The sequence below is a fragment of the Rhodococcus daqingensis genome, assembly GCF_042665615.1.
In the GTDB taxonomy this organism is placed as follows: domain Bacteria; phylum Actinomycetota; class Actinomycetes; order Mycobacteriales; family Mycobacteriaceae; genus Rhodococcus_G; species Rhodococcus_G daqingensis.
Genome location: NZ_JBHTCS010000017.1, coordinates 51,554 through 74,609 on the forward strand (window position 1 = coordinate 51,554; position 23,056 = coordinate 74,609).

Genomic DNA, 23,056 nt, shown 5'->3' on the forward strand with positions numbered 1-23,056 from the left:
GTGAACACGTAGGGGGCACAATCTGTTTCGTGACCGGTTCCCGGCTACTTCGAGCTGTCGGCCAGCTGGGCGACGTTCGCCTTCACTTCTTCGGCCCAGTTCTCCAGGGCGCGGGTGGTGTCGACCTCGAACTCGAAGCGCTTGGTCATGTCCGAGGTGACGTCCTCGACGTCCACGTAGAACTGGCTGTACCAACGGCGTAGCTGGTATACCGGGCCGTCCTCCTCGGTCAGCAGCGGGTTCTCGATCCGGGACTTGTGTTTCCAGATCTCGACGTCCTGCTTGAACTGGGTCTCGACGCCCTCTGTGAACATCGTCGCCATCGCCGAGGCCTCCTCATCCGAGACGCCGTCCATCCGCTTCACAACGGTGCCGTACTGCAGCAGGAAGGAGTTCTGCGTGATCGGGTAGTGGCAGTTGACCAGCTTGACCTCGACCTTGCTGTCACCGGCGATCGTGTAGACGGTGTCGAGCATGAAGGACGGACCGTAGTAAAACGCGTCGGACACGGTTTCGGCGTCCGGCATATCGAGCTGCACGCCGGTCTGGACGTCGTCGCGGCCCGACGAGCGCATGTGCTGCGCGGCGATGTGGCCCTCGAAGACGTTCTTGAAGAACTCCGGCATCTGGAAGTGCACGTAGAAGAAGTGCGCCATGTCGACGACGTTGTCGACGATCTCGCGACAGTTCGAACCCTCCACCAGGTAGGTGTTCCAGGACCACTCGCTCCACTGGTCGGTGCCGTAGCCCTCGATCTCCGGGATGGTGACCTCCGGCGGCGGCGGGTTGCCCTGCGGGTCGTTCCAGACGAAGAACAGGCCGTTGCGCTCCATGCTGATCCAGCTGCGCGTCTTGGCGATCGGCGGCACGCGGCGCGCATACGGGATGCCGGTGCACTTGCCGTTGCCACCCCAGCGCCAGTCGTGGAACGGGCAGGCGATGTCGTCGCCCTTGACCTCGCCCATGGCGAGATTGCCGCCCATGTGACGGCAGAACGCATCGAGAACGTTCAGCTGTCCCTTGCTGTCCTCCCACACGACCAGGTCGGTGCCGAAGATCTGCACCTGATGCGGCTTGCCGTTGCGAAACGACTTCGCCAGACCGATGCAGTGCCAGCCGCGCGCGTAGCGAGTCGGATCGCTACCCGTTTCGATGGTCCGCACTTCGGGTTCGGTACTCGTGTCCACGGTCATGATTCCTCCAGTTCAGTTCGGTGCTATCCGAGAATCCGGTTTGCGCGGATTCACTATGTCGGCGCAGATCGTCTCTCCGACACCACTTTTCCGCCCAATGGCACAGCCTTTACACGGCGATCACGGAGCGGACTTGCATCGCACTCAGGCCAATACGCAGTGGGTGCCGGTGTAGATGGTGGGCATGCACTTGTTGCAGTGGATGCACAGCGAGCGCTTGCCCGCATCGGCGGCGATCCGATTGATCAGGTCCGGCTCTCGCAGCAGCGCGCGCCCGATCGCCACGAACTCGAACCCCGCGTCCATCGCGGTGTCCATGCCGGCCCGATCGGTCACCCCGCCGAGCAGGATAAGCGGCGTCTTCACCACCGGTAGGAACTGCCTCGCCTGGTCGAGCAGGAAGAGGTCGCGGTACGGGTACTCCTTGAGCGCCAGCTTCCCGAACACCTGCACGCCGAGCTTCACCGGTTGCGGCATGACCGCGGCGAACTCGGCAATCGGTGTGTCGCCCTTGAACAGATACATCGGGTTGTACAGGGAACTGCCGACCGTCAACTCGATGGCATCGAGAGCGCCGTCCTCGCTGAGCCACTGCGCGGTCTGCAGCGACTCGTCCAGCCAGGTCCCGCCCGGCACGCCGTCGTCCATGCTCAGTTTGGCGATCACGGCCGCCCGATCCTGCACCGCGTCGCGAACCCGACGCGCGATCTCGCGCGCGATGCTCGCGCGGTTCTCCAGCGATCCCCCGCGACGATCGTTCCGCTTGTTCAACTTCGGACTGAGGAAGGAGCTGATGAAGTAGTTGTGACCCATATGCAGCTCGACCACATCGAAGCCCGCCTCCACCGACAGCCGCGCGGAGTCCACGAAACCCTGTGTGATCCGCTCGATGTCGCCCTCGGTCGCGGGCCGACTGTTGCGGAGGCTGATCAGGCTGAACAGCTTGCCCGGGGCAACCGCGGGCCGCCCACTGGCCCGCACATCGCCCACAGGACCGGCGTGGTTCAGCTGCACCGATGCCGCCGCGCCGCCGTCATGGATCGCGTCCGTCAGCCTCCGCAAACCCGCCACCACCTCGGGACGCACGACGATCTGGCCCGCCGCCGTCACCCCGTCCGGCGCGACTGCGCAGCCGGCCAGCGTGCTGATCCCGACGCCACCCTCGGCCAGCGAGCGATGGAAGGCGATGAGATCATCGGTCACCACGCCCTCGGGCGTCATCCCCTCGGCAGTCGCGGCCTTGATCACCCGGTTCCGTAGCCGAATTGGTCCGAGGCGCGCCGGCGCGAGCACATCGGGCGTCACCTGAGCCGCCCCGGAACGGGCGTGGAGCGCGGCGATTCACTCAGTCGCCCCTCGCGAACCGCCTGCCTGACCGTGTCCTGCAACGCCCCGCACGAAGTGACGAACATGCTGTGCTCGCCCCGCTCGGCGCGCCCCCGGAACTCGGGACAGCGGCGCTCGGCATCGTCCAGCCACTGGATGCTGGTGTGGCTCTGGCTGTACTTCTCGACAAGCACTCGATTTCCGCATGATTCACAGTCGAGCTGTTGCATGGTGCGATCCTTCCGGTTGTGGCTCAGGCCGAGCCTAGGGAGGGCCGGCGCACGTCCGAGATCGAAATTCCGCCCAGCTGTAACCTTTTCGGCGGATCAGCGCATCAACGCCTGGCCGCCGTCGACCGGCAGCGAGTGGCCCGTGATGTATCGGGCGGCCGAACTGCACAGGAACACGACCGCCGGGCCGATATCCGTCTCTGGGTCGCCGAGGCGCCCCAGCGGCACGGTGCGCAGGTACTCCTCCGCCTCGTACGGCCGCTCTTTGGCCCAGTCGTCGAGCGCCGGCGACGAGGCCAGCGGCAGGATCGCGTTGACCCGGATCCCGTCCGCACCCCACTCGCACGCCGCCGTCCGGGTCAGAACCCGGATGGCCTCCTTCGCGGCCGCGTATCCCCCGTACCCGGAGGGGTCCCAGCGCACCCCGGCCGCCGATCCGAGATTGACGATCGACCCGTGCCCCTTGAGATGGGGATGGCAGGCCCGCATCAGGCGCAGCGTCGCCAGCGGCCCGGAGTCCATGCCGTCGCGGTAGACGTCCTCGGACAATTCGAGCAGATGCCCGTGCACGGTCGTCTGCGCATTGTTGACCAGGATCGACAGCCCGCCGAAACGCCCCACGACGTCCCCGACCAGGCGCTCGAGCTGATCCGCTTCCATGACGTCACAGGCGAACGCATGCGCGTCCCCGCCGCTTGCCCTGATCTGAGCCGCCGTGTCCTCGACCTTGCCCAGCGTTCGACCCGCCACCGCGACGCGGGCGCCCGCGTTGGCGAGCGCCCGGGATAAACCGCGGCCGACCCCCTGCCCGGCGCCGGTCACCAATGCCACCCTGCCGTCCAACACGCCCATGTTCCACCCTTCACCGGTTCCGATCCGGCGGCGCCGGACCGCAGCCGACAGTGTGTGCCCCATCACGTCATTGATCAAGCGCTCGATCAGCTGAGTGGAAAGCCGATAGGGTGAGCTCATGGATCCACAGGAACGCAAGCGCCAGATTCTCGACTGCGCAGCGGAAGTCTTTGCGGCCAAAGGCGTTGCGTCCACCACCGTCCGGCAGATCGCTGACGCGGTTGGCGTCTACTCGGGCACCCTCTACCACTATTTCCCGGCCAAGGAAGCGATCGTCTTCGAGGTGATCCGCGAGTACCTGCTGGACCTACTGGTGCGCTTCCGCGCGGCCGTGGCCGACGACCAGGATCCGATCTCGCGGCTCGAGGTGTTGGTCCACACCGCGATCGAATCCGCCGAGGCACACCCGCACGCCACCCGGATCTGGCAGAACGAACTCGACTACATGCAGGAGCAGATGCGCGAGGCCAACCTCGGGCCCGTCGCCGTCGAGTTGGAGGCGTTCTGGACCGACACCATCTCGGCCGGGATCGCGACGGGCGCCTTCCGCGACGACATGGACCCGCACCTGTTCCACATGCTGTTGCGCAACGCGGTCTGGATGACCTCGCACTGGTACCACCCGTCGGCCGAACGCCCCGCGGAGACGATGGCCCGAGAGGTGGTCGCCGTGTTCGTCGACGGGTTCCGCGCCCGGGCCTGACCGGCGCACCTCGCGTGACCGCCCAGCAGGGGATCACGCGAGCTGCGCCGCGCGCGGTTCCTACCGGCCGGCCGCGCTGAGGATCTCCCGGCGCAGCTCCGACCACACCACCGCGTAGGCGTCGGCATCCGCGACCGAGTCGGCGAGCAGCTCCTGGTATCGCGCCAGCCTCGGCACGTAGGCCGACACGTCGTCGAAAACGTCCGCTGCGCGACGATCCAGGTCGGCGACCTTGCCCGCGTCGCCCGCCGCGTCCGCGAACTCCGCGTCCAGCGGCTCGAACCGCTCGACGACCTCGGCGAACAGGTCCTCGTCGATGGACACCCGCTCGGCGTCGAGCTGGTCCTCGAGCTCGGCCAGGCCCGATTCGGTCAGCGCGACCGCGCCGCCCGCGTCGGCGGCCGCGCGCCCGGCCGCCACCAGCGCATCGAGCGCGGCCTGCGCGGACGCATCCGCGACCCCGAGCTGCGTCGCGAGTACCGCGGGTGTGACGGACCCCTTCAGACGCACCGTCTGCAGCAGGGCGAGCTCGTCGACGTTGCCGGCGAATGCCATGGGGAATCTCCTCGATGAGTCGGTAGCCACCGGCCTGTCGCCGGGACGAAGCTCCATACAACTACACGAGGGTGTCCAGGAAGCCGCCGACCTCCGCAACGAAAACGGCATTGTCGTCCCCCGCGACCATGTGACCGGCGGCCGACACGTTGACCGCGGAAGCGTGCGGGATCAGGCCGAGCAGCTCCTCGACCCCGTCCGAACTGACGATGTCCGATCGGCCGCCGTGAACCAGCAGCGTGGGGACCTCGACCGCACGCGCCGCGGCCACCATGCGCCCGTGATCCGCGGTCGGGGTGTCCACGAGAGTCCGAGGCCGGGTGAACGCGGGATCCCAATGCCAATACAGGCGCCCGTTCGATCGCTCCCGGACGTTGCGCCGCAGGCCCTCGATGTTCGTCGGCCTGGTCCGGTGCGGCTGATAGGCAGCCACGGCATCGGCGACCTCCTCGAGGTTCGCGAACCCGTCCGGGTTGCCCCGCATGAAGTCGGCGATCCGCTTGACCCCCTCCGGTTCCACCTTGGGCGTGATGTCGACCAGGACCAGAGCCCGCAACAGTCCCGGATTCTCGCCCTCCGCGGTCAACCCGGTCATCCCGCCCAGGGAGGCCCCGAACAGCACCGGCTGCTCGTCGAGCTGCTCGATGACGCCCCGCAGGTCGCCGACGAGTCCGTCCAGCCGGTAGTCGCCGTCCGGCGCCCAGTCGCTGTCCCCGTGACCGCGCGCGTCGAGTGTGTACACGGTCCATCCGTCGACGGCCAGCCCCGCCGCCGCTCGATTCCAGGAGTGCCGGGTCTGCCCGCCGCCGTGCAGCATCAGGATCGGACCCCGGTACGCCGTTTCGGTGGCCGGCGTCCACCGGTCGCCGGCGATGACGCCTGCACCGCCACGGAGTTAGACGGTCTCACGGTTCGCGTTCACGCCCGACACCATATTCGGTCTCTGCCGGGGCTCAGCTCCGCGGAGAGGACTCGCTTCAGGACACCAACCAGACGCCCGCCAACGAGATGACCGCGACCCAACCCGTCCCGATGGCGGCGAGTACGAACGGGCGAGCGCCGACCGAGCGCAGCAGCGCCACCCGCACACCGATACCCAGCGCGAACATCGCCGCGGTCAGCAGCGCGGTCTGCACCACCTGGGCCTGCATGATCACGCCGGCGGGCAACACTCCAGCGGAGCGCAGCGCCACGCAGCCGATGAAGGCCAGGACGAACACCGGGATCAGGGGCGGCCGGGTGACGTCCATCCGGCTGTCCTTGGCGATTCGCCGCTCGTGGGCACCGAGGTACGCCATCACCGGCGCCAGCATCAGCACTCGCGCCAGTTTGACGACCGTTGCCACCGCCAGCGCGCCCCCTCCGATGACGCCGCCCGCCGCGACGACCTGGGCGACCTCGTGGATGGAACCGCCTGCCCACATCCCCGCCTGCCGATCGGTGAGCCCCAGGGCGCCGGCGAGCAGCGGGATCGTCGGGATCATCAGGGTTCCGAACACGACGACCAGCGCGACCGCGGTGAGCAGTTCCTCCTCCTTCGCGTCGACGACACCGTCTGCGGCCGCCACGGCGGCCGCTCCGCAGATCGAGAATCCACAGGCGATGAGCACCCGCTGCGTCCAGGACAGCCCGAGCAGCTTGCCCGCGTACATGGTCCCGGCCATGCCGAGGACCACGATCGCCACGACGACGGCGATCACTCCCCACCCGAGGGCGAGAACGTCACTGAACATCAACTGCAGCCCGAGCAGTGCGATGCCCACCCGGAGTAGCCGCTTGGAGGAGAAGTCCAGTCCCGGCCGGATCCAGCCCGGAACCGTCACGAGATTGGCCACCAGCGCACCGAGCACGATGGCGATCAGCAGTGGGCTCACCGCCGGGAGCAGTCGTCCGATGCCCATCGCCGTCGCCGCCCCGACGACGCACAGGCCCAACCCCGTGGCGAGGCCGGCCGCCCGCGAGCGCGACCGCTCGCCGGACTCCGCACCGGCGGCGGGATGCTGTGTACAGGCGGGTGTATCGACTCCGTGGGACATGACTCAACAGTGCGTCATGGCATCGCCCTCGGGTAGCCCCCAATCCACCATCTCCACATATCAAACTGATATGCCTATCGAGATAGGCATATGATATTCGAATGACTTTCCGATGGCCGGACCTCGACGCGCTGGACCTCCTCGTGGGGGTCGACGATCACGGAAGCCTCAGTGCCGCCAGCAGAATCGCCGGGATCGCACAGCCGAACGCGAGCCGCGCGATCAAGCGGCTCGAGGCACAGATCGGAACCGCGCTGTTGCAGCGCAAGCCCACCGGGTCGACGCTGACGCCGGAGGGCACCGTGATCGCGCACTGGTCACGGAAGGTGCTCGCCGACGCCCGCCAGCTGCTGCACGTCGCCGAGGGCATGCGCGAGAAACGTGCGGCCGAACTGACGATCAGCGCGAGCATGACGGTCGCGGAGCACCTCATGCCCGGCTGGCTCGGGCAGTTCCGGCGGATGGATCCGAATGTGACCATTCACCTGCAGGTCCGGAACTCCACCCAGGTGTTCGACGACGTGAGGGCGGGGTCCTGCGACATCGGCTTCGTCGAGTCCCCGACCGTTCCGCGCCCGCTGCACAGCGTCGCCGTCGCGCGGGACCGGCTGATCGTCGTCGTCCACCCCGACCACCCGTGGGCGCGGCGCAGGCGGCCGCTGTCCATCGCCGAGCTCGCGGGCACCCCTCTCGTCGTCCGCGAACCCGGCTCCGGAACCCGCACCACCCTCGACGTCGCGCTGCACGAATACACCCGTGCGGCACCGCTTCTCGAGCTCGGCAGCGCGGCCGCCATCCGGACCAGCGTGCTCGGCGGCGTCGGCCCCGCGGTGTTGAGCACGCTGGCGGTGGCGGACCAGCTGGCGGCAGGCGACGTGAAGGCGGTGGAGGTGGACGGACTCGACCTCGATCGCACCCTGCGCGCCGTGTGGCGCCCGCCCCGGCAGCTCGAGGGACCCGCAGGCGACCTCGTCAGGCTGGTGCGACGCGGTTCCCGGTGAATCGGCCCCGGCCTGCATGCCGAAGCCGATTCACCGGATCCGTCAGGGCGTCCCGGCGAGTTCGCGCTTGAGGATCTTGCCGGTGGCGGTCATGGGCAGGACGGTGGCGAACTCGACCAGACGGGGGTACTTGTAGTTCGCCATCTGTTCCTTGCACCAGGTGATCAGTTCGCCCTCGGCGATCTGCGCGTTGGGTTCGAGGATGACGAACGCCTTGATCTCCTCGCCGTGGCTCTCGTGCGGTACGCCGATGACGGCGGCCAGAGAGACGGCCTCATGGGTCAGCAGGACCTCTTCGATCTCGCGCGGGTAGACGTTGAACCCGCCACGCACGATGAGGTCCTTCGCGCGGTCGACGATGTAGTAGAAGCCGTCGTCGTCGCGGCGGGCGAGATCACCGGTGCGCAACCATCCGTCGCGCATCACCTCGGCGGTGGCCTCGGGCCTGCCCAGGTAGCCCGCCATGACGTTGTGCCCGCGCAGCGCGATCTCCCCGACCTCGTCGGCACCCGGCACGGTGTTCCAATCCTCGTCGACCAACCGCGCCTCGACGCCCCAGACCGGCACGCCGATCGATCCCGGGCGAGGGTCCCGCTCGGGGTCGCTGAAGAGTGCCAGCGGGGAGGTCTCGGACAGGCCGTACCCCTCGAGGATCTGCACCCCGAACCGCTCGGCGAACCGAGTCAGGATCTCCACCGGCAGCGCCGCACCGCCGGAGATGGCCCGGCGAATGGTCCCCGCGATGCGGCCGACATCGACACCGGCGTCGGTCGCTGCATCGAGGGCGCCGAGCAGCGCCCAGTACATCGTCGGCACCCCGGCGAACACGGTCACCGCCTCGTCGACCATCAGCCGCAACGCCGCCGCGGCCTCGAATCGGGGCAGCATCACCAGGGTGGCCCCGACCGACAGGCCCGCGTTCATGACGACGGTCTGGCCGAACGAGTGGAACAGCGGGAGGGTGACCAGGAAGGTGTCGCGCCGGATCGGGTTGCTGTCGAACAGCCGGTTCGCCGACGCCGCGTTCATCACCATGTTGGAGTGGGTGAGTACGGCGCCCTTGGGCTTGCCGGTGGTCCCGCTGGTGTACAGGATCACCGCGGCGTCGCCCGCCTCACGGACCACCGACTCCGCCACCGCCTCGGTAGCCACGCCCGCCAGCGCGGCGGTCAGGGTGGTGACACCGTCGACCGGTGCCACCGCGCCGGGGTCCGCGGTGATCAGGAACATCTCCCGGCACCCGTCCGTCGCGTCGAACCCGGCCCGGCCGAACTCGCCCATCGGCAGCTCCGCGCTGCCCTCGAAGCAGAAGTACGCGCTGGCCGCCGAATCGGCTAGGTGGTAGGCGATCTCGCGGCCCTTGAGCATGACGTTGAGCGGGACGACGACCGCACCGGCCTTGAGGATCCCGTAATAGACGATCGGGAACTGCGGCAGATTCGGGCAGGACAACGCCACCCTGTCACCCGGCCCGATGCCGTGCGAGATGAGCAGGTTCGCCACCCGATCGGCTTGGGCGTTCAGCTGCGCGTAGGTCATCCGCTCGCCGTCGAGGACCAGTGCGTCCCGATCGGGATAGCGGCGGGCGGAGTCCTCGAGGAGCATGGACAGGTTCAGCACGCTGAGCTCACTTTCGGTTGCCGTGGTGGAGGTGGTCGGTCTCGGTGGCCGACGTGAGCGGCGCGTCGGTGGCCGCGCGCACGGACTCCTCGCTCGCGCCGGGTGCGCACTCGCGCAGGACCAGCCCCGTCTCGGTGACGTCGAGGACGGCGAGGTTGGTGATGATCCGGTGCACCACACCCTGACCGGTGAGCGGCAGGGTGCACTCGCGCACGATCTTCGATGCCCCGGACCGGTCGGTGTGTTCCATCAGCACCAGGACCCTGCGGGCGCCGTGGACGAGGTCCATCGCCCCGCCCATGCCCTTGACCATCGCGCCGGGCACCATCCAGTTCGCCAGATCGCCGGACTCCGAGACCTGCATCCCGCCGAGTACCGCGGTGTCGATGTGCCCACCCCGGATCATCCCGAACGAGAGTGCGGAGTCGAAGAACGAGGCACCTGGCGTCACGGTCACTGTTTCTTTGCCCGCGTTGATCAGATCCGCGTCCACACCGTCCTCGTCCGGGTACGCCCCGGTGCCGAGGATCCCGTTCTCGCTGTGCAGGACCACCTCGAGCCCCGGCGGGAGGTGGTTCGGGATCAGGGTCGGCAGCCCGATACCGAGGTTGACGTACTCGCCCGCCGAGAGCTCCGCGGCGGCCCGGGCCGCCATCTGCTCGCGGGTCCAGCCGATCGCTGTCAATGTGGAGGTCATGAGGGAAGGTCCTTCCGCGCCGTCACCGTGCGCTTCTCGATCTGCTTGTCCTGTACGCCCGTGGCGACGAGGCGGTCGACGAAGATCCCCGGCAGATGCACCTGTGCCGGATCCAGCACGCCCGGCCGCACCAGGGTCTCCACCTGCGCGATGCACACCCGGCCCGCCATCGCGGCGAGTGGGTTGAAGTTGCGTGCCGCCAGGTTGAACACCAGGTTCCCCTCGGTGTCCCCGATCGCCGCGTGCACCAGCGCGAAGTCGGTGGTGATCGATTCCTCGAGCACGTACCGCTTGCCCGCGTATTCGCGGACCTCCTTGGGCGGGGACGCCAGGGCGACCGATCCGTCGCCCGCGTAGCGCCACGGCAGCCCACCCTCCGACACCGGGGTACCGACCCCTGCGGGTGTGAAGAACGCCGGAATGCCGGCACCACCGGCGCGGAGCCGCTCGGCCAGCGTGCCCTGCGGCGACAGCTCGACCTCCAGTTCCCCGGACAGGTACTGCCGGGCGAACTCCTTGTTCTCGCCGACGTACGAGGCGATGACGCGGCGAATTCTCTTCTGCTCCAACAGCAGACCGAGACCGTGGCCGTCTGTTCCGCAATTGTTCGAGGCGACCTCCAGGTCGGTCGCCGATCCGTCCGCGATCGCGGCGATCAACGCGTCGGGGATCCCGCACAGACCGAATCCGCCCACCGCCAACGAGGCACCACTGCCGATGTCGGCGACCGCCTCAGCGGCCGAGACGAACACCCGGGTCACGAGGCGACCTGCTTCGCACGCGTCAGCTCGAGCAGGAGTTCCTCCGCCTGCGGCCAAGACCCGTAGCCGGCAGCGGGATTGAGATGTCCGACGTCGCCCAGGTCGACCAGTCGACTGCCCCAGGTCTCCGCCATGCCGGCGATCCGTCGGTGACTCCCGAGCGGGTCATTGCTGCTGGCCGCGACGATGCTGGGGAACGGAAGCCGGCCCCGCGGGATGGGGTTCCAGCCATTGCGCTCGAGGTCCTCGATCACCGGGTAGCCCGCTGGCAGCGGCTGCTCCAGGTCCGCGGGGGTGGCCAGCAGGGCACCCTGGATCGGCCGGGTCGGCCGCTGCGCCCAGTGCACCGTGATCATGCAGCCCGCGCTGTGCGCGACGAGCACCACCGGTCCGTCGATCTCGCCGAGCACGGCGTCGAGCGCCCCGACGCGCGCCGTCAGGCTGAGCTTGTCGTGTTCGAGCGGCGGCACCGTGCGCACTCGATCGAGCTTGTCTGCGAGGAGGGTCTGCCAGTGGTCGGCGACGTGGTCGCGCAGACCGGGCACGATCACCACGGTCGGATCGGCGATGCTGTTCATGTGGACTCCCGAAGCTGCTGTTTCACAATGAGATCGGGATCCGGATCGGATCCCTGTCGGGTCGGGGCGCGGCACAAGCAGGTGCCGCGCCCCGACCCGTCGGGCGATCGTCGAGCCGCCGCTGCCGCGTCGGCTCGACGATCGGGTGGGTGACCTGCTCAGGCGTGCTGGGTGAAGCCGACCTGGCCGGGCTTGCGGTTCGGCGCGTACCCGAGCCGGGCGAGGGTCTCGTCGGCATCGGCGTAGGTCTCTCCGATCCGGTAGATGTCGCGGGCCTCCTTGGCGGTCGCGACCTCGCGGCCGAGCTCGTTGGCGACGCGCACCAGCTGGCGGACCTGCTCGGCGGAGGTGATCTTGACCTCGCCGCTCGGCGCCCACAGGTTGTCCTCGTTGCCACAGCGCGGGTGCAGGCCCATCGCGATGGCCATCGTGTTCACCGGCAGCACGCTGCGCATCAGCGTCTCCAGCGTCAGGCAGGCGCCGTCCGGGACCCGGTTGATGAACTGCATCATGTTGTACGGGTTGGGGCCGTCGAAGCCGCCGCCGATCGCGACCCAGGTCAGGTTCAGCGGCCCGGTGTAGACGCCGCGGCGGATCAGCCGCTCCACGGTCTCGAGCTGCGGGATGGACGAGAGCTGGAAGTGCGGCTGGATGCCGGCGGCCTGCAGGCGACGCAGGTGCTCCTCGACCCACTCCGGGCCCGCGGGCACGGTCATCTCGCGGTAGGTCGCAGACAGCTCGGCGTTCTCCAGAGAGGTGCCCTTGATGTCGCCCGGGGTCATCAGCTCCATGATGTTCATCTGGCTGGTGTTGATCGCGATGGTGACCTGGTCCGGCTTCGGGTCCAGCTCGGCGAGCATGTGGCGCACGTCGTCGGAGAGCCACTTCGCGTCCGCGCCGTCGCCCTCGGGGGCGAAGGAGATCGAGCCGCCGACCTGCAGGATCATCTCCGGCACGGCCTCGCGGAGGCGGCCGAGGAGCTCGTTGAACTTCGACAGCCGCTTGGAGCCCTTGCCGTCCTCCTCACGGACGTGGATGTGCAGCACGGTGGCGCCGGCCTCGAAGCAGTCGACGGCCTGCTGGACGTGCTCGTCCATCGTCAGGGGCAGGTCCTCGGGGAAATCCTCGACCGCCCACTCCGGGCCGTACGGCGCAACGGTGATGACCAGCTTGTCCTGGTTCTCCGGGAACAGCGCGTCGTCGTGAAAGTGCATGTCGATCTCCTGTCGATTGGGCTGGAAAAGTCTGGAGTGGAAGAGAATTCGTCTGGATCAGAAGGGACGGTCGCCGACGATGCCTGCGCGTTCCATCTTTCGGACCGCGGGCCAGTAGTCCTGGACCGCGTAGTGCTGGGTCGACCGGTTGTCCCAGATCGCCACGCTGTTGCGCGTCCACCGCCACCGCACCTGGAACTCGGGGATGGTGGCCTGGCTCTGCAGATAACGCAGCAGTTCCCCGGCCCCGGGCGCGTAGTCGATACCGCAGCGGATGTTCTCGGCGGTGTGGAAGTTCGTCAGGTGGGTGGTGAACGAGTTGACGAACAGGATCTTCTCCCCCGTTTCCGGGTGGGTGCGCACCACCGGATGCTCGGCGTCGGGGAAACGCTCCTTGAGCTCGAGGCGCTGCTCGATCGGCATCCGCGCCCCGAACGACGCCTCGATGCTGTGCCGCGCCCGCAGCCCCTCGATCTGCTCCTTGACCCGCTCGGGCAACTTCTCATAGGCCAGCGCCATGTTCACCCACATGGTGTCGCCGCCCACCTCGGGTCCCTCGACGCAGCGCAGCACGGACCCCATCGGCGGGTTCTCCCGCCACGTCGCGTCGCAGTGGAAGGCGTTCTCGAACTGCTCGGGCGGGCTGTCGAGATCCTTGTAGATCCGAACGAGGCCGGGGTGTTCCGGGTCGCTGCCGAGCACGGGGTGGTCCTCGAGTGGCCCGAATCGCTCGGCGAGGGCCACGTGCTCGGCCCGGCTCATGTTCTGGTCCCGGAAGAACAGCACCTTGTGCTCGAGCAGCAGCGACTTCAGCTCCGCGAAACTCCGGTCGTCGCGCGAGACGTCGGCGAGATCGACGCCCCGGACCTCCGCGCCGATGCTGCAGGTCAGCGGTCGTGCATCCATGGCAGGCACCGCGGCACCTGCGGTTCGATCGGCCCCTCGGTCGATGGTTGTGGTCATGACGCTCTCCTGTACGAACGGGTGATTCGGATTCAGACTGAGAAGACCGAGGAGCCGATGCTGATGCCGGACTCCAGGTCGCGGTGGGCCTTCTCGGCGTCCTCGAGTCCGTAACGCTGGTTGATCTCGATGGAGATGCGGCCGGCCGCGACATGACCGAACAGCTCACCCGCGAGCTCCGCCCGCTCGGCAGGATCGGCGATGTAGTCGGCGAGCGCGGGCCTGGTCACGAAGAGCGACCCCTTGACCGCGAGCTGCATGGCATCGATCGGCGGGATCGGGCCGGATGCGGTGCCGAAGGCCACCAGCAGGCCCCGCCGGGCGAGCGAGTCGATCGAGGTCTGGAACGTGGACGCCCCGATGCTGTCGTAGACCACCGGCACGCCCGCCCCGCCGGTGAGCTCGCGCACCCGCTCGGCGACGTTCTCCCTCGTGTAGACGATGACCTCTCCGCACCCGTGAGCGCGCGCGACCGCCGCCTTCTCGTCGGTCGACACCGTGCCGATCACGTTGATGCCCAGCAACTTCGCCCACTGGCAGAAGATCAGCCCGACGCCACCCGCGGCCGCGTGCAGCAACACCGTGTCGCCGGCCTGGAGGGGATGGATCCGGCGGAGCAGGTACGAGGTGGTGAGGCCCCGCATGGTCATCGCGGCCGCGGTCTCGAACTCGATCCCGTCCGGAAGTGCGATGAGGTGTGCGGCGGGCATCACGCGCTCGGTGCTGTACGCACCGAGCGGGCTCCCGGTGTAGGTGACGCGGTCACCCTCCCGGAAATCGGTGACCCCGGCACCGACCGCCTCCACGACGCCGGCACCCTCGACACCCATGCCCGCGGGCAGGGGTGCGGGATACATGCCCGTACGGAAGTAGGTGTCGGCGAAGTTCAGGCCGACCGCTCCGTGGCGGACCCGGACCTCACCCGGACCCGGGTCGCCGACCTCCACGGATTCCCATCGCAGGACCTCCGGGCCACCGGTTTCGTAGAAGCGGATCGCCTTTGCCATTGCCTTCTCCTTGATCGTGGTTCCACCCCTGGGCGGCCATGTCGCTGCGCTGCCGGCGGAGCGGTCCGATGTGCCCTTCGCGGGGTCCGCCACCGGAAGCGATCGCGCATCCGGTGTGATTCAGCTGACACAACGGTAGCCATGCGATGGGGTTCACACTTATCCTCAGGGGACATATTTGTTTCCCGTTCGGGACACCTGAACCGAGGCGCCGAGCGGGACACACGCGACGGAAGGTGATGCGAATGGCAAAGCCCCTCGCTCGATATGCCGCGCTGACCGGCTACATCGAACTGAGCCGCACCCTCTCGCTCGATCCGGTGCAGCTGCTCAGGAGCGTCGGCCTCGACCCGGCCGGCCTGGACCTGCAGGACCGCTGGGTGCCCGCGTCCTCGGTCGCGCGCCTCCTGGAGTTGTCCGCGGCGGCATCGGGTCGCCAGGACTTCGCCCTGAAGCTGGCCGAGCGGCGGCGCCTGTCCACCCTCGGCCCCCTGAGCGTGAGCATCCGGGACGAGCCGGACGCCCGAAGCGCACTCCGGATGCTGATCCGGTACCAGCACACCTACAACGAGTCGCTGCACATCCGGCTGTCCGAGCGCGACGGCCTGGCCACGATCCGCATCAGCATCGATCCCGGGGACCCCGTCCCGGTCCGGCAGTCCGTCGAGCTGGCGGTCGCGGTGACCCACCAGCTGCTGCGACACCTACTGGGCGATCGGTGGCATCCGGTGTCCGTCAGCTTCGAACACGACCGGCCCGCCGACGATTCGACGCACCGCCAGGTCTTCGACGCGCCACTGCACTTCAACAGCGAGTTCTCCGGAATCATCACCTACACAGGCGATCTGGACGAACCGAACAGGCTGTCCGACCCGCTGCTGCGGTCCTATGCACAACAACTCCTCGACACGCTCACCACGCCGGAGGAACCCACGCTCACCAAACGCGTTCGCGAGCTCGTCGAACTCCTGCTGCCGAGCGGACGCTGCTCGATCGAGCAGGTCGCCCGCAGCCTCGGCGTCGACCGCCGAACTGTGCATCGGCACCTCGCGAAGTCGGGCGAGACATTCACCTCGGTCGTCGACTCCACCCGCGCCGAACTCGCGAAACGCATGGTCGCAGGCCGGCGCTACTCGTTCACGGAGATCTCCGAGCTGCTCGCCTTCTCGACACCGAGCAGCTTCTCCCGGTGGTTCCATCAGCAGTTCGGCATGAGCCCCCGCGAGTGGCGCAAACAAACCGAGGGTTAGGTCGCGACCGCGTCCACATGCGGCCCCACCCGGGACAATGTCCCGAAATGCAAAGAATCCTGTCCCACACGGGCAATTATTCGGCTCACGGGCGACGTAACGTGATGCAGGCCACTATCGGGCCGGGCCATCGCCCACATCACACCCGATTCGTTCTCCGTGAAACGAGCCGCCATGACCGCTGAGCCGACACCCACCCCGACGCTCGACCGAATGAAGCACGACGGAAGCTGGAATCCACTGTGGGACACCTTGTCCCAGTGGGACCCGGAGTGGACCGAGCAGTTCATGGCGATGAACGCCACGCCCGTGCGGCGCGGGGTGTTCACACCCGAGTTCGTCGAACTGCTGAGCATCGCCATCGATGCCGCCGCCACCCACCTGTACGCGCCTGGCGTTCGCCGGCACATCCGGGCGGCCCTCGAGCTCGGTGTGTCCAGGGAGGAGATCCTCACCGTTCTCGAGATGGTGAGCGTCCTCGGGATCCACGCCTGCAATCTCGGCGTGCCGATCCTCGCGGAGGAACTCGAGGCGTACGAGTCCCGGCGCGCGACACCCTGAGCGCCGCTCCCACACCTTCCCCCACCAGCCGCACCCCAGGAGCATCCATGGGACTGACATCCACCACCCCCGAACTCGAGATCGCAGCCGTCGAGCCGCCGAGTTCCCCGACGACCGCCGACCGCCGCACCCGGCGCTCCTCGTACTACCCCTGGCTCGTCTTCGCCCTCACCTTCGCCTTGCTGTTGTCCGACTACATGTCGCGGCAGGTCCTCAGCGCGGTTTTCCCGTTCCTCAAAGCCGACTGGGCCCTGTCGGATTCCCAGCTCGCCTCGCTCACCAGCATCGTCGCGCTGATGGTCGGCCTGCTGACGCTCCCGCTCTCACTCCTGGCCGACCGATGGGGCCGGGTGAAGAGCCTGGTGCTGATGGCCACGCTGTGGAGCGTCGCGACGCTCCTGTGCGCGATCGCGTCCAACTACGAGCAGATGCTGGCCGCCCGCTTCCTCGTCGGTGTCGGCGAAGCCGCCTACGGCAGCGTCGGGATCGCCGTTGTGCTCGGTGTTTTCGCGCCCCGCGTGCACTCGACGCTGAGCGGCGCCTTCATGGCCGGGGGTTCCTTCGGCTCCGTCGTCGGTGTGTCGCTCGGCGGTGTCATCGCCGTGCATCTGAGCTGGCGCTGGTCCTTCGCCGCGATGGCGGTGCTCGGCCTCCTGCTCGTCGCCCTGTTCCGGGCCCTCGTCACCGAACGCCGCTTGGCGGAGCACGCCGCCGACCAGGACGTCGAAACGGTGGGAAGCACCGGGAGCACCATTCGGGTCCCGGTGTCGAGCCTGTTCACCAACCCCGCGGTGTGGTGCGCGTATCTGGGAGGCGGTCTGCAGATGTTCACCGCCGCGGTCCTGCTCTCCTGGACCCCCAGCTTCTTCAACCGGTACTACGGCATGGCCCCCGACAAGGCGGGCGCGATCGCATCGGTGTTCGTGTTGCTCGTCGGAACCGGCATGATCGTGTGCGGCATCATCACTGACCGGGTGAGCAGGAACGACCCGGCCGGAAAGTGGTCGAGCGCGATCGCCTTCTGCCTGATCTCGCTCCTCGCTCTGGGACTGGGACTTCGCCTGGACACCGGGGCGCCGCAACTGGTCCTGCTGGGGATCGGCGCCTTCTTCGCCGCGGGATCCTCGGGCCCCTCCGCGGCCATGGTGGCCAGCCTGACCCACCCGTCGGTGCGGTCGTCCGCGCTCGGCACCCTCACCGTCGCCAATAATGTCCTCGGCCTGGCATTGGGTCCGTTCGTCATCGGCATCCTTGCCGATCGTCTCGGCCTGCTCGAGGCCCTGCAACTGTCGCCCCTGGTGTACGTCCTCGCGATCGTCGCCCTTGTCGCAGGCAAACGCCTCTACCCCGCCGGGCTCCGGAAGCTCGCGGCACAGAGCGCCGCCGCGGCGGCCTGACCGCCGCGAGTGGGGTTGGTTCACCGAACCAACCCCACTCGCGGCGTTCACACGTCAGTAGACGGAGTCGACCTGGTCCCCGATCACCGACCCGTCGACCCGGTGGACCGCTCCCTTGCCACCGTCGGCGGCGGTGTAGGCCTTGGTCGAGCACGGGTAGGGCTCCTCCGCCCGGTTCTTCGGATCGAGGAACATCGGATTGACCAGCCACCGATCGTCGCTGTTGTCGTAGGCATTGCACATGAGCTCGGCGTTGTTGCGGTTGATCACCAGGCGCGCACCGGTGGCGTCACCGAGGAACGTCACGTCGGTGACGGAGTCGCCGGCCGCGAACACCTGGCGCCGGTCCGCGGGCAACTGATCGAACGCCGCGGGGCCGCTCACCCCGAACACGACCTCGTTGACCTGGCACCGTTTGCCGTCGATGTACGGGATGACCGAGTCGTCGCCGTCGGCCACGCCGCCGCAGCCCACGAGGTGCCTCGTGAGGACACCGTTCTCGACGACCGGACGGACACCCATCGCCCGTTCGGGCGCCAGGCCCAGCTCCTCCGACCACACCCGCACCACGGGTTCCGCCGATGCGGAGATGATGCGAACATCGAAACCGTTGGTACGCAGTACCTTCACGAGGTCGACGATCTGCGGGTAATACCTCACGTACCCGTCGACCTCGGTGGTTCCCACGGTCTGTGCGGCACCCTCGGGTGCGGCGAGGTTCTCCGCTCTGGCCGCCCGGGCGTACTCCGTCACCTCGTCGACCGAATGCCCACCCATCAGCGCGGCCGCCCAGGCGTACGCGGGCTTCGTCCGCCGATGGTCGTACCCGGCGAAGGCCGGCTTCCCCGACGTGGTCTCGTCGTCCAGCACGGCAACCATCTCGTCGGCACAGTCGAGATCGGAGCCGGTCGGCAGCGGCGAGCCCGGCGCCATCTCGGCGCCGCACGCCGCCCCGAGTGCCGCGACCGCATCCGGGGTCAGGAATCGGCTCGTCGTCGCCCAATCCGCGCCCTCGGGCTGAAGGATCTTGTCGTTCTTGATCATCCAGTACGCGGTCGCGCTGCCGATGTCGTTCTTGACCACGGTGTTGTCCCAGTCGAACAGCGCGAGCGGGGCGCCGTCGGCGACATCACCGTCGACGCCACAGGTGCCCTTCTCCGCGATCATCCGGTCCAATCGCTGCCGGTTGTCGCCGTACCATTCCAGCGCCGGATCGAGGGCGCCACAGCTGCTCACCGCGACGTCTGGGGTGGCGGCTGCGGCATCATCGCCACTCGACGAACACGATGCCGTCAGCAAGAGTGCACCGGACAGGGCACACATCCAGACAGTTCGGGTGGGGATCGACTTCACCATGAAACCTCTTTCGTGAGGTGTGTGGGCGCGCGGGAGCACACCGACACACATGTGGCGATGTGGGAGAAGAATCTCGGCGGGCGGCCGAGCGGGTCAGTCGAGGGTCAGGATCTCTCCGGAGGACAGCGCGTCGGAGCGCGAGGTGTCCTTGAGGTCGACTCCTGAGCGTCCCAGCTTTCGGGCGCCGGACACCAAGCCCGCCACCACCTTTGCGGCCTGGGCGTAGCCGAGTCCCTCCGGCGGGTGGATGTTGGAGACGCAGTTCCGGTCGGCATCGGTGCGACCGGGACGGGGTAGATGCGTCAGGTAGATGCCGAGGCTGTCCGCCACCGACAATCCCGGCCGCTCCCCGATCAACACGATCAGGGTCCGTACACCCATCGCCTCGGCGATGTGGTCTCCGAGCGCCACCCGCGCCTCCGTCGCGATCACCGGCGGCGCGAGCGAATACCTGTCCGAGAGCTCTTCGGCCAGCGCCCCCAGCAGCGCGGCACCGTGATCCATCAGCGCGCGGGGCGAAAGACCATCCCCGAGAACGAATCCCAGGTCCGCTCCGCTGCGTGGGACACCCGCCAGATCGGCGGGCAGCCGGCCGAGGTCGGGCCTGCGCAGGTACTCGGCGCGGTTGCCTGCCCGGCTCGTCACCAGGGCGGGGCTGCCGAGCCCCAGCGCCTCGACCTGTCGGGACAGCGCGTCGGCGTCCAACGGTAGGTGCACCGCATCGCGGGCCGCGGCATGCGCGGCGCGGAACTCGAGCACCCGGTCGGTGGGCAGCGAGTCCCCGGCCCGGCCGAGCCCGATCCGCGACTGCGTGCTGAGCCGCAGCTCCTCCCAGAAGTCCTGTGGATCCGCGTCGGCCCGTGCCGTGCCCGTACGCTTCTCGAGGTTCACAGCGCCCCCGTCAGGGCGCGCAGCGGTGAGGCCGCCGCATCCACCGGAAGCACCCGGCCCGCCGCGTCGGTCATGCCGAGCCGGTGCAGCCAGGCCTCGAACTCCGGGGCCGGACGCAGCCCCAGCACCTGCCGGACATACAGCGCATCATGGAAGCTCAGGCTCTGGTAGCCGAGCATCACGTCGTCCGCTCCTGGGACCGCGATGACGAACGCCGCCCCCGCCGCCCCCAGGAGGGTGAGCAGGGTGTCCATGTCGTCCTGATCGGCCTCGGCGTGGTTGGTGTAGCAGACGTCGACGCCCATCGGCAGCCCGAGCAGCTTCCCGCAGAAGTGGTCCTCCAGCCCGGCCCTGATGATCTGCTTGCCGTCGTACAGGTACTCCGGACCGATGAAGCCGACCACCGTGTTGACCAGGAGCGGTTCGAGGTCGCGGGCCACCGCGTACGCGCGCGTCTCCAGCGTCTGCTGGTCCACGGGACGGCCGCCGGTGCCGAGGTGGGCGCCCGCGCTCAGCGCCGAGCCCTGGCCGGTCTCCAGGTACATGACGTTGTTGCCGACGGTGCCCCTCCCGAGCGAGCGGCCCGCGGCGTTGGCCTCCCGCAACAGCGGCACGGTGACACCGAAACTCGCGTTCGCACCCTCGGTGCCCGCGATGGACTGGAACACCAGGTCCACCGGGACGCCCGCCTCGATCAGGTCCATCGTGGTGGTGACGTGGGAGAGCACGCAGGACTGGGTGGGGATCTCGAACCGCTGCCGGATCTCGTCGAGCAGGTGGAGCAGATCGGAGGTGGCGTGTGGAGAGTCGGTCGCCGGGTTGATCCCGATCACCGCGTCTCCGCAGCCGAGCAGCAGCCCGTCCAGCGTGGCGGCCGCGATGCCGCGCGGGTCGTCGGTCGGATGGTTGGGCTGCAGCCGGGTGCTCAGCCTGCCGGGCAGCCCGACCGTGGTCCGGAAACCCGCGGTGACCACGGCCGCCCGTGCCACCGCGATGAGGTCCTGGTTCCGCATGATCTTGCTGACCGCCGCCACCATCTCCGGCGTCAGACCTGGCACGACCGACCGCAGGGTGGCGGCCGCGTCGTCACCCGCGGCCACCTCCAGCAGCCAGTCCCGCAGACCACCGACCGTCAGGTGCGAGATCGCCTGGAACGCAGCGCGATCGTGCGAGTCGATGATCAGCCTGGTGACCTCGTCGGTCTCGTACGGCACCAGCAATTCGTGCAGGAACGTCTCGAGCTGGACATCGGCGAGTGCCCACTGCGCGGCCGCGCGCTCGGCATCCGAGGACGCCGCGCATCCGGCGAGCTCGTCGCCGCTGCGCAGCGGGGTCGCCTTCGCCATCAGCTCGACGAGCCCGTCGAAGGTGTGGCTGGTGCCGCCGATCTGCTGGCTGTAGCGCGTCATTCCAATTCTTCTTCCGCCTTGGCGAGAATCGCGAACTCCTCATCGGGCGAGTTGGCCACCAGGTGGTGCCGGCTGTAGAAGCCGAAGTAGGCCATGAAGGCGCCGAACGCGACCACGGTCCACATCGCCGCCGTCGGATCGACCAGGAAGGTGGCGATCACCGCCGCGATGGCGATCACCAGCGCGAAGGACGTGGTGACGATGCCACCCGGGGTGCGGTACGGGCGCGGCATGCCGGGTTCGCGCTTACGGAGCACGATGTGGCTGATCATCATCAGCACGTAGCTGACCGCCGCGCCCAGCACCGCCATGTTGAGCAGCATCGCGCCCTCGCCGGTGAGCGAGAGGATGAAGCCGATGACACCGGGGACGATCAGCGCGAGCGTCGGGGCCTTGCGGGAGTTGGTCACCGAGAGCCTGGTCGGCAGGTACCCGGCGCGCGAGAGCGCGAAGGTCTGGCGGGAGTACGCGTACATGATCGAGAAGAAGCTCGCGACCAGGCCCGCCAGGCCGATGTAGTTGACGGCCTTCGCCGCTCCGCCGTCGCCGAGCGCCTGCACCAGCGGATTGCCCGAGGTCGACAGGGCCTCGGCTCCGAGCGCGCCGGTGGCGAGGAAGAGAACGGATGCCCCGGTGATGATCAGGAGCAGCATGCTGATGATGATGCCCTTCGGCACGTTCTTCTCGGGCTCGCGGGCCTCCTCCGCAGCGAGCGGAACACCCTCGACCGCCAGGAAGAACCAGATGGCGAACGGCACCGCGGCCCAGATCCCGAACCAACCGAAGGGCAGGAAGCTGGAACTGCCTGCCGCGCCGGGGTCCGCCGCGATATCGGTCAGGTTGCTCGCGTCGAACAGGCCCCACGCGGACACCGCGAACACGATCAGGCCGACCAGCGCGATCGCGGTGATCACGAACATCGCCTTCAGTGCCTCACCCGCGCCGGTCAGGTGGATTCCGATGAAGATGGCGTAGACCGCGAGATAGACCCACCAGCCGTCGGTGATCCCGAACAGGTTCAGTGACTCGACGTAGCCGCCGATGAAGGTGGCGATCGCGGCGGGCGCGATCGCGTACTCGATGAGAATTGCTGTGCCGGTGGCGAATCCACCCCAGGGTCCGAGCGCCCGGCGGGCAAAGGTGTAACCGCCGCCCGCGGCGGGCAACGCGGAGGACATCTCGGCCATGCCGAGCACCATCGCCAGGTACATGCCCGCGATGACGACGCCCGCGATGAGCAGACCGCCGAAGCCGCCCTCGGCCAGCCCGTTGTTCCACCCGGCGTAGTCACCGGAGATCACGTAGCTCACGCCCAGCCCGGCCAGCAGCAACCACCCGGCGGAGCCCGACTTGAGCGTGCGCTTCGCGAGGTATTCGCTGTCCTCGTTGTGGAAGTCCTCGTGTGAGGCCTTCTTGGTGGTGATCGCCATGGCGACCTCCTTCTCCTAGTGAATGA

At 68.4% G+C, this 23,056-nt stretch carries 23 protein-coding genes; 5 read left to right on the forward strand and 18 right to left on the reverse strand.

Going from position 1 to position 23,056, the window contains the following annotated elements; all coding sequences use genetic code 11:
- Positions 1 to 44 precede the first annotated feature (44 nt).
- The 4 genes from ACFQS9_RS14325 to ACFQS9_RS14340 form a co-directional block, all read right to left on the reverse strand.
- Positions 45 to 1,193 carry a Rieske 2Fe-2S domain-containing protein gene (locus tag ACFQS9_RS14325; RefSeq protein ID WP_378405749.1) on the reverse strand — a complete coding sequence of 383 codons (1,149 nt, stop codon included), beginning with the start codon at positions 1,191 to 1,193 and terminating at the stop codon, positions 45 to 47.
- Between the two features lie 144 nt (positions 1,194 to 1,337).
- Positions 1,338 to 2,498: an oxidoreductase gene (locus ACFQS9_RS14330; protein ID WP_378405751.1), complete on the reverse strand. Its 1,161-nt coding sequence runs from the start codon at positions 2,496 to 2,498 to the stop codon at positions 1,338 to 1,340.
- Positions 2,495 to 2,749 carry a hypothetical protein gene (locus ACFQS9_RS14335; RefSeq protein WP_378405753.1) on the reverse strand — a complete coding sequence of 85 codons (255 nt, stop codon included), beginning with the start codon at positions 2,747 to 2,749 and terminating at the stop codon, positions 2,495 to 2,497. Before ACFQS9_RS14335 ends, ACFQS9_RS14330 begins: the two co-directional genes overlap by 4 nt.
- A gap of 96 nt (positions 2,750 to 2,845) precedes the next feature.
- Complete coding sequence (locus ACFQS9_RS14340) at positions 2,846 to 3,601, reverse strand: SDR family NAD(P)-dependent oxidoreductase (protein WP_378406504.1); 756 nt, start codon at positions 3,599 to 3,601, stop codon at positions 2,846 to 2,848.
- 118 nt (positions 3,602 to 3,719) lie between these two features.
- On the opposite strand from ACFQS9_RS14340, the gene ACFQS9_RS14345 reads away from it, so the two are divergent.
- A complete protein-coding gene (locus ACFQS9_RS14345; RefSeq protein ID WP_378405755.1) occupies positions 3,720 to 4,304 on the forward strand; it encodes a TetR/AcrR family transcriptional regulator in 585 nt (194 codons plus the stop codon).
- Positions 4,305 to 4,364: 60 nt separating this feature from the next.
- On the opposite strand, the gene ACFQS9_RS14350 is transcribed toward ACFQS9_RS14345, so the two are convergent.
- From ACFQS9_RS14350 to ACFQS9_RS14360, 3 genes are all read right to left on the reverse strand, one after another.
- Positions 4,365 to 4,859: a hypothetical protein gene (locus ACFQS9_RS14350; RefSeq protein ID WP_378405757.1), complete on the reverse strand. Its 495-nt coding sequence runs from the start codon at positions 4,857 to 4,859 to the stop codon at positions 4,365 to 4,367.
- A gap of 61 nt (positions 4,860 to 4,920) precedes the next feature.
- Entirely contained in the window at positions 4,921 to 5,733 is an 813-nt protein-coding gene (locus ACFQS9_RS14355) for an alpha/beta fold hydrolase (RefSeq protein ID WP_378406506.1), read from the reverse strand.
- 103 nt (positions 5,734 to 5,836) lie between these two features.
- On the reverse strand, positions 5,837 to 6,895 hold the full coding sequence (locus ACFQS9_RS14360; RefSeq protein WP_378405759.1) for a YeiH family protein: 1,059 nt from the start codon (positions 6,893 to 6,895) through the stop codon (positions 5,837 to 5,839).
- A 101-nt stretch (positions 6,896 to 6,996) separates the two neighbouring features.
- On the opposite strand from ACFQS9_RS14360, the gene ACFQS9_RS14365 reads away from it, so the two are divergent.
- Positions 6,997 to 7,896, forward strand: coding sequence for a LysR family transcriptional regulator (locus ACFQS9_RS14365; protein WP_378405761.1), 900 nt, complete (start codon positions 6,997 to 6,999; stop codon positions 7,894 to 7,896).
- Positions 7,897 to 7,938: 42 nt separating this feature from the next.
- On the opposite strand, the gene ACFQS9_RS14370 is transcribed toward ACFQS9_RS14365, so the two are convergent.
- The 7 genes from ACFQS9_RS14370 to ACFQS9_RS14400 all read right to left on the reverse strand — a co-directional run bounded on the left by ACFQS9_RS14370 (position 7,939) and on the right by ACFQS9_RS14400 (position 14,736).
- Complete coding sequence (locus tag ACFQS9_RS14370; protein ID WP_378405763.1) at positions 7,939 to 9,516, reverse strand: long-chain-fatty-acid--CoA ligase; 1,578 nt, start codon at positions 9,514 to 9,516, stop codon at positions 7,939 to 7,941.
- Positions 9,517 to 9,523: 7 nt separating this feature from the next.
- Positions 9,524 to 10,213: a 3-oxoacid CoA-transferase subunit B gene (locus tag ACFQS9_RS14375; protein ID WP_378405765.1), complete on the reverse strand. Its 690-nt coding sequence runs from the start codon at positions 10,211 to 10,213 to the stop codon at positions 9,524 to 9,526.
- The gene (locus tag ACFQS9_RS14380) at positions 10,210 to 10,974 is read right to left on the reverse strand and encodes a CoA transferase subunit A (RefSeq protein ID WP_378405767.1); all 765 of its coding nucleotides are present in this window, start codon (positions 10,972 to 10,974) and stop codon (positions 10,210 to 10,212) included. The genes ACFQS9_RS14375 and ACFQS9_RS14380 overlap by 4 nt, the downstream gene beginning before the upstream one ends.
- Entirely contained in the window at positions 10,971 to 11,552 is a 582-nt protein-coding gene (locus ACFQS9_RS14385) for an RBBP9/YdeN family alpha/beta hydrolase (RefSeq protein WP_378405769.1), read from the reverse strand. Before ACFQS9_RS14385 ends, ACFQS9_RS14380 begins: the two co-directional genes overlap by 4 nt.
- Before the next feature lie 158 nt (positions 11,553 to 11,710).
- The gene (locus ACFQS9_RS14390; protein WP_027500576.1) at positions 11,711 to 12,766 is read right to left on the reverse strand and encodes a beta-keto acid cleavage family enzyme; all 1,056 of its coding nucleotides are present in this window, start codon (positions 12,764 to 12,766) and stop codon (positions 11,711 to 11,713) included.
- A 57-nt stretch (positions 12,767 to 12,823) separates the two neighbouring features.
- The gene (locus ACFQS9_RS14395) at positions 12,824 to 13,672 is read right to left on the reverse strand and encodes a TauD/TfdA dioxygenase family protein (RefSeq protein ID WP_378406508.1); all 849 of its coding nucleotides are present in this window, start codon (positions 13,670 to 13,672) and stop codon (positions 12,824 to 12,826) included.
- 89 nt (positions 13,673 to 13,761) lie between these two features.
- The gene (locus ACFQS9_RS14400) at positions 13,762 to 14,736 is read right to left on the reverse strand and encodes a quinone oxidoreductase family protein (RefSeq protein ID WP_378405771.1); all 975 of its coding nucleotides are present in this window, start codon (positions 14,734 to 14,736) and stop codon (positions 13,762 to 13,764) included.
- A 245-nt stretch (positions 14,737 to 14,981) separates the two neighbouring features.
- Between ACFQS9_RS14400 and ACFQS9_RS14405 the strand changes: the two genes are divergently transcribed.
- The 3 genes from ACFQS9_RS14405 to ACFQS9_RS14415 all read left to right on the forward strand — a co-directional run bounded on the left by ACFQS9_RS14405 (position 14,982) and on the right by ACFQS9_RS14415 (position 17,944).
- Complete coding sequence (locus ACFQS9_RS14405; protein WP_378405773.1) at positions 14,982 to 15,986, forward strand: AraC family transcriptional regulator; 1,005 nt, start codon at positions 14,982 to 14,984, stop codon at positions 15,984 to 15,986.
- 174 nt (positions 15,987 to 16,160) lie between these two features.
- On the forward strand, positions 16,161 to 16,547 hold the full coding sequence (locus tag ACFQS9_RS14410) for a carboxymuconolactone decarboxylase family protein (RefSeq protein ID WP_378405775.1): 387 nt from the start codon (positions 16,161 to 16,163) through the stop codon (positions 16,545 to 16,547).
- 47 nt (positions 16,548 to 16,594) lie between these two features.
- Positions 16,595 to 17,944, forward strand: a complete 1,350-nt coding sequence (locus ACFQS9_RS14415) for an MFS transporter (protein ID WP_378405777.1) — start codon at positions 16,595 to 16,597, stop codon at positions 17,942 to 17,944.
- 54 nt (positions 17,945 to 17,998) lie between these two features.
- Here ACFQS9_RS14415 and ACFQS9_RS14420 read toward each other — a convergent pair whose 3' ends face one another.
- The 4 genes from ACFQS9_RS14420 to eat all read right to left on the reverse strand — a co-directional run bounded on the left by ACFQS9_RS14420 (position 17,999) and on the right by eat (position 23,030).
- On the reverse strand, positions 17,999 to 19,300 hold the full coding sequence (locus ACFQS9_RS14420) for a haloacid dehalogenase-like hydrolase (RefSeq protein WP_378405779.1): 1,302 nt from the start codon (positions 19,298 to 19,300) through the stop codon (positions 17,999 to 18,001).
- 93 nt (positions 19,301 to 19,393) lie between these two features.
- A complete protein-coding gene (gene eutC / locus ACFQS9_RS14425; protein WP_378405781.1) occupies positions 19,394 to 20,191 on the reverse strand; it encodes an ethanolamine ammonia-lyase subunit EutC in 798 nt (265 codons plus the stop codon).
- Positions 20,188 to 21,600, reverse strand: coding sequence for an ethanolamine ammonia-lyase subunit EutB (locus ACFQS9_RS14430; RefSeq protein ID WP_378405783.1), 1,413 nt, complete (start codon positions 21,598 to 21,600; stop codon positions 20,188 to 20,190). The genes eutC and ACFQS9_RS14430 overlap by 4 nt, the downstream gene beginning before the upstream one ends.
- Entirely contained in the window at positions 21,597 to 23,030 is a 1,434-nt protein-coding gene (gene eat, locus ACFQS9_RS14435; protein ID WP_378405785.1) for an ethanolamine permease, read from the reverse strand. Before eat ends, ACFQS9_RS14430 begins: the two co-directional genes overlap by 4 nt.
- Positions 23,031 to 23,056 lie beyond the last annotated feature (26 nt).

What these genes read in the sequence shown, in the direction of transcription:
- ACFQS9_RS14365 (WP_378405761.1), top strand. Translation starts at nt 6,997, where the DNA reads ATGACTTTCCGATGGCCGGACCTCGACGCGCTGGACCTCCTCGTGGGG.
- ACFQS9_RS14395 (WP_378406508.1), bottom strand. Translation starts at nt 13,672, where the DNA reads ATGGATGCACGACCGCTGACCTGCAGCATCGGCGCGGAGGTCCGGGGC.
- ACFQS9_RS14405 (WP_378405773.1), top strand. Translation starts at nt 14,982, where the DNA reads ATGGCAAAGCCCCTCGCTCGATATGCCGCGCTGACCGGCTACATCGAA.
- ACFQS9_RS14375 (WP_378405765.1), bottom strand. Translation starts at nt 10,213, where the DNA reads ATGACCTCCACATTGACAGCGATCGGCTGGACCCGCGAGCAGATGGCG.
- eat (WP_378405785.1), bottom strand. Translation starts at nt 23,030, where the DNA reads ATGGCGATCACCACCAAGAAGGCCTCACACGAGGACTTCCACAACGAG.
- ACFQS9_RS14390 (WP_027500576.1), bottom strand. Translation starts at nt 12,766, where the DNA reads ATGCACTTTCACGACGACGCGCTGTTCCCGGAGAACCAGGACAAGCTG.
- ACFQS9_RS14410 (WP_378405775.1), top strand. Translation starts at nt 16,161, where the DNA reads ATGACCGCTGAGCCGACACCCACCCCGACGCTCGACCGAATGAAGCAC.
- ACFQS9_RS14335 (WP_378405753.1), bottom strand. Translation starts at nt 2,749, where the DNA reads ATGCAACAGCTCGACTGTGAATCATGCGGAAATCGAGTGCTTGTCGAG.
- ACFQS9_RS14325 (WP_378405749.1), bottom strand. Translation starts at nt 1,193, where the DNA reads ATGACCGTGGACACGAGTACCGAACCCGAAGTGCGGACCATCGAAACG.
- ACFQS9_RS14340 (WP_378406504.1), bottom strand. Translation starts at nt 3,601, where the DNA reads ATGGGCGTGTTGGACGGCAGGGTGGCATTGGTGACCGGCGCCGGGCAG.
- ACFQS9_RS14345 (WP_378405755.1), top strand. Translation starts at nt 3,720, where the DNA reads ATGGATCCACAGGAACGCAAGCGCCAGATTCTCGACTGCGCAGCGGAA.
- ACFQS9_RS14360 (WP_378405759.1), bottom strand. Translation starts at nt 6,895, where the DNA reads ATGTCCCACGGAGTCGATACACCCGCCTGTACACAGCATCCCGCCGCC.
- ACFQS9_RS14350 (WP_378405757.1), bottom strand. Translation starts at nt 4,859, where the DNA reads ATGGCATTCGCCGGCAACGTCGACGAGCTCGCCCTGCTGCAGACGGTG.
- ACFQS9_RS14385 (WP_378405769.1), bottom strand. Translation starts at nt 11,552, where the DNA reads ATGAACAGCATCGCCGATCCGACCGTGGTGATCGTGCCCGGTCTGCGC.
- ACFQS9_RS14420 (WP_378405779.1), bottom strand. Translation starts at nt 19,300, where the DNA reads ATGGTGAAGTCGATCCCCACCCGAACTGTCTGGATGTGTGCCCTGTCC.
- ACFQS9_RS14400 (WP_378405771.1), bottom strand. Translation starts at nt 14,736, where the DNA reads ATGGCAAAGGCGATCCGCTTCTACGAAACCGGTGGCCCGGAGGTCCTG.
- ACFQS9_RS14415 (WP_378405777.1), top strand. Translation starts at nt 16,595, where the DNA reads ATGGGACTGACATCCACCACCCCCGAACTCGAGATCGCAGCCGTCGAG.
- ACFQS9_RS14430 (WP_378405783.1), bottom strand. Translation starts at nt 21,600, where the DNA reads ATGACGCGCTACAGCCAGCAGATCGGCGGCACCAGCCACACCTTCGAC.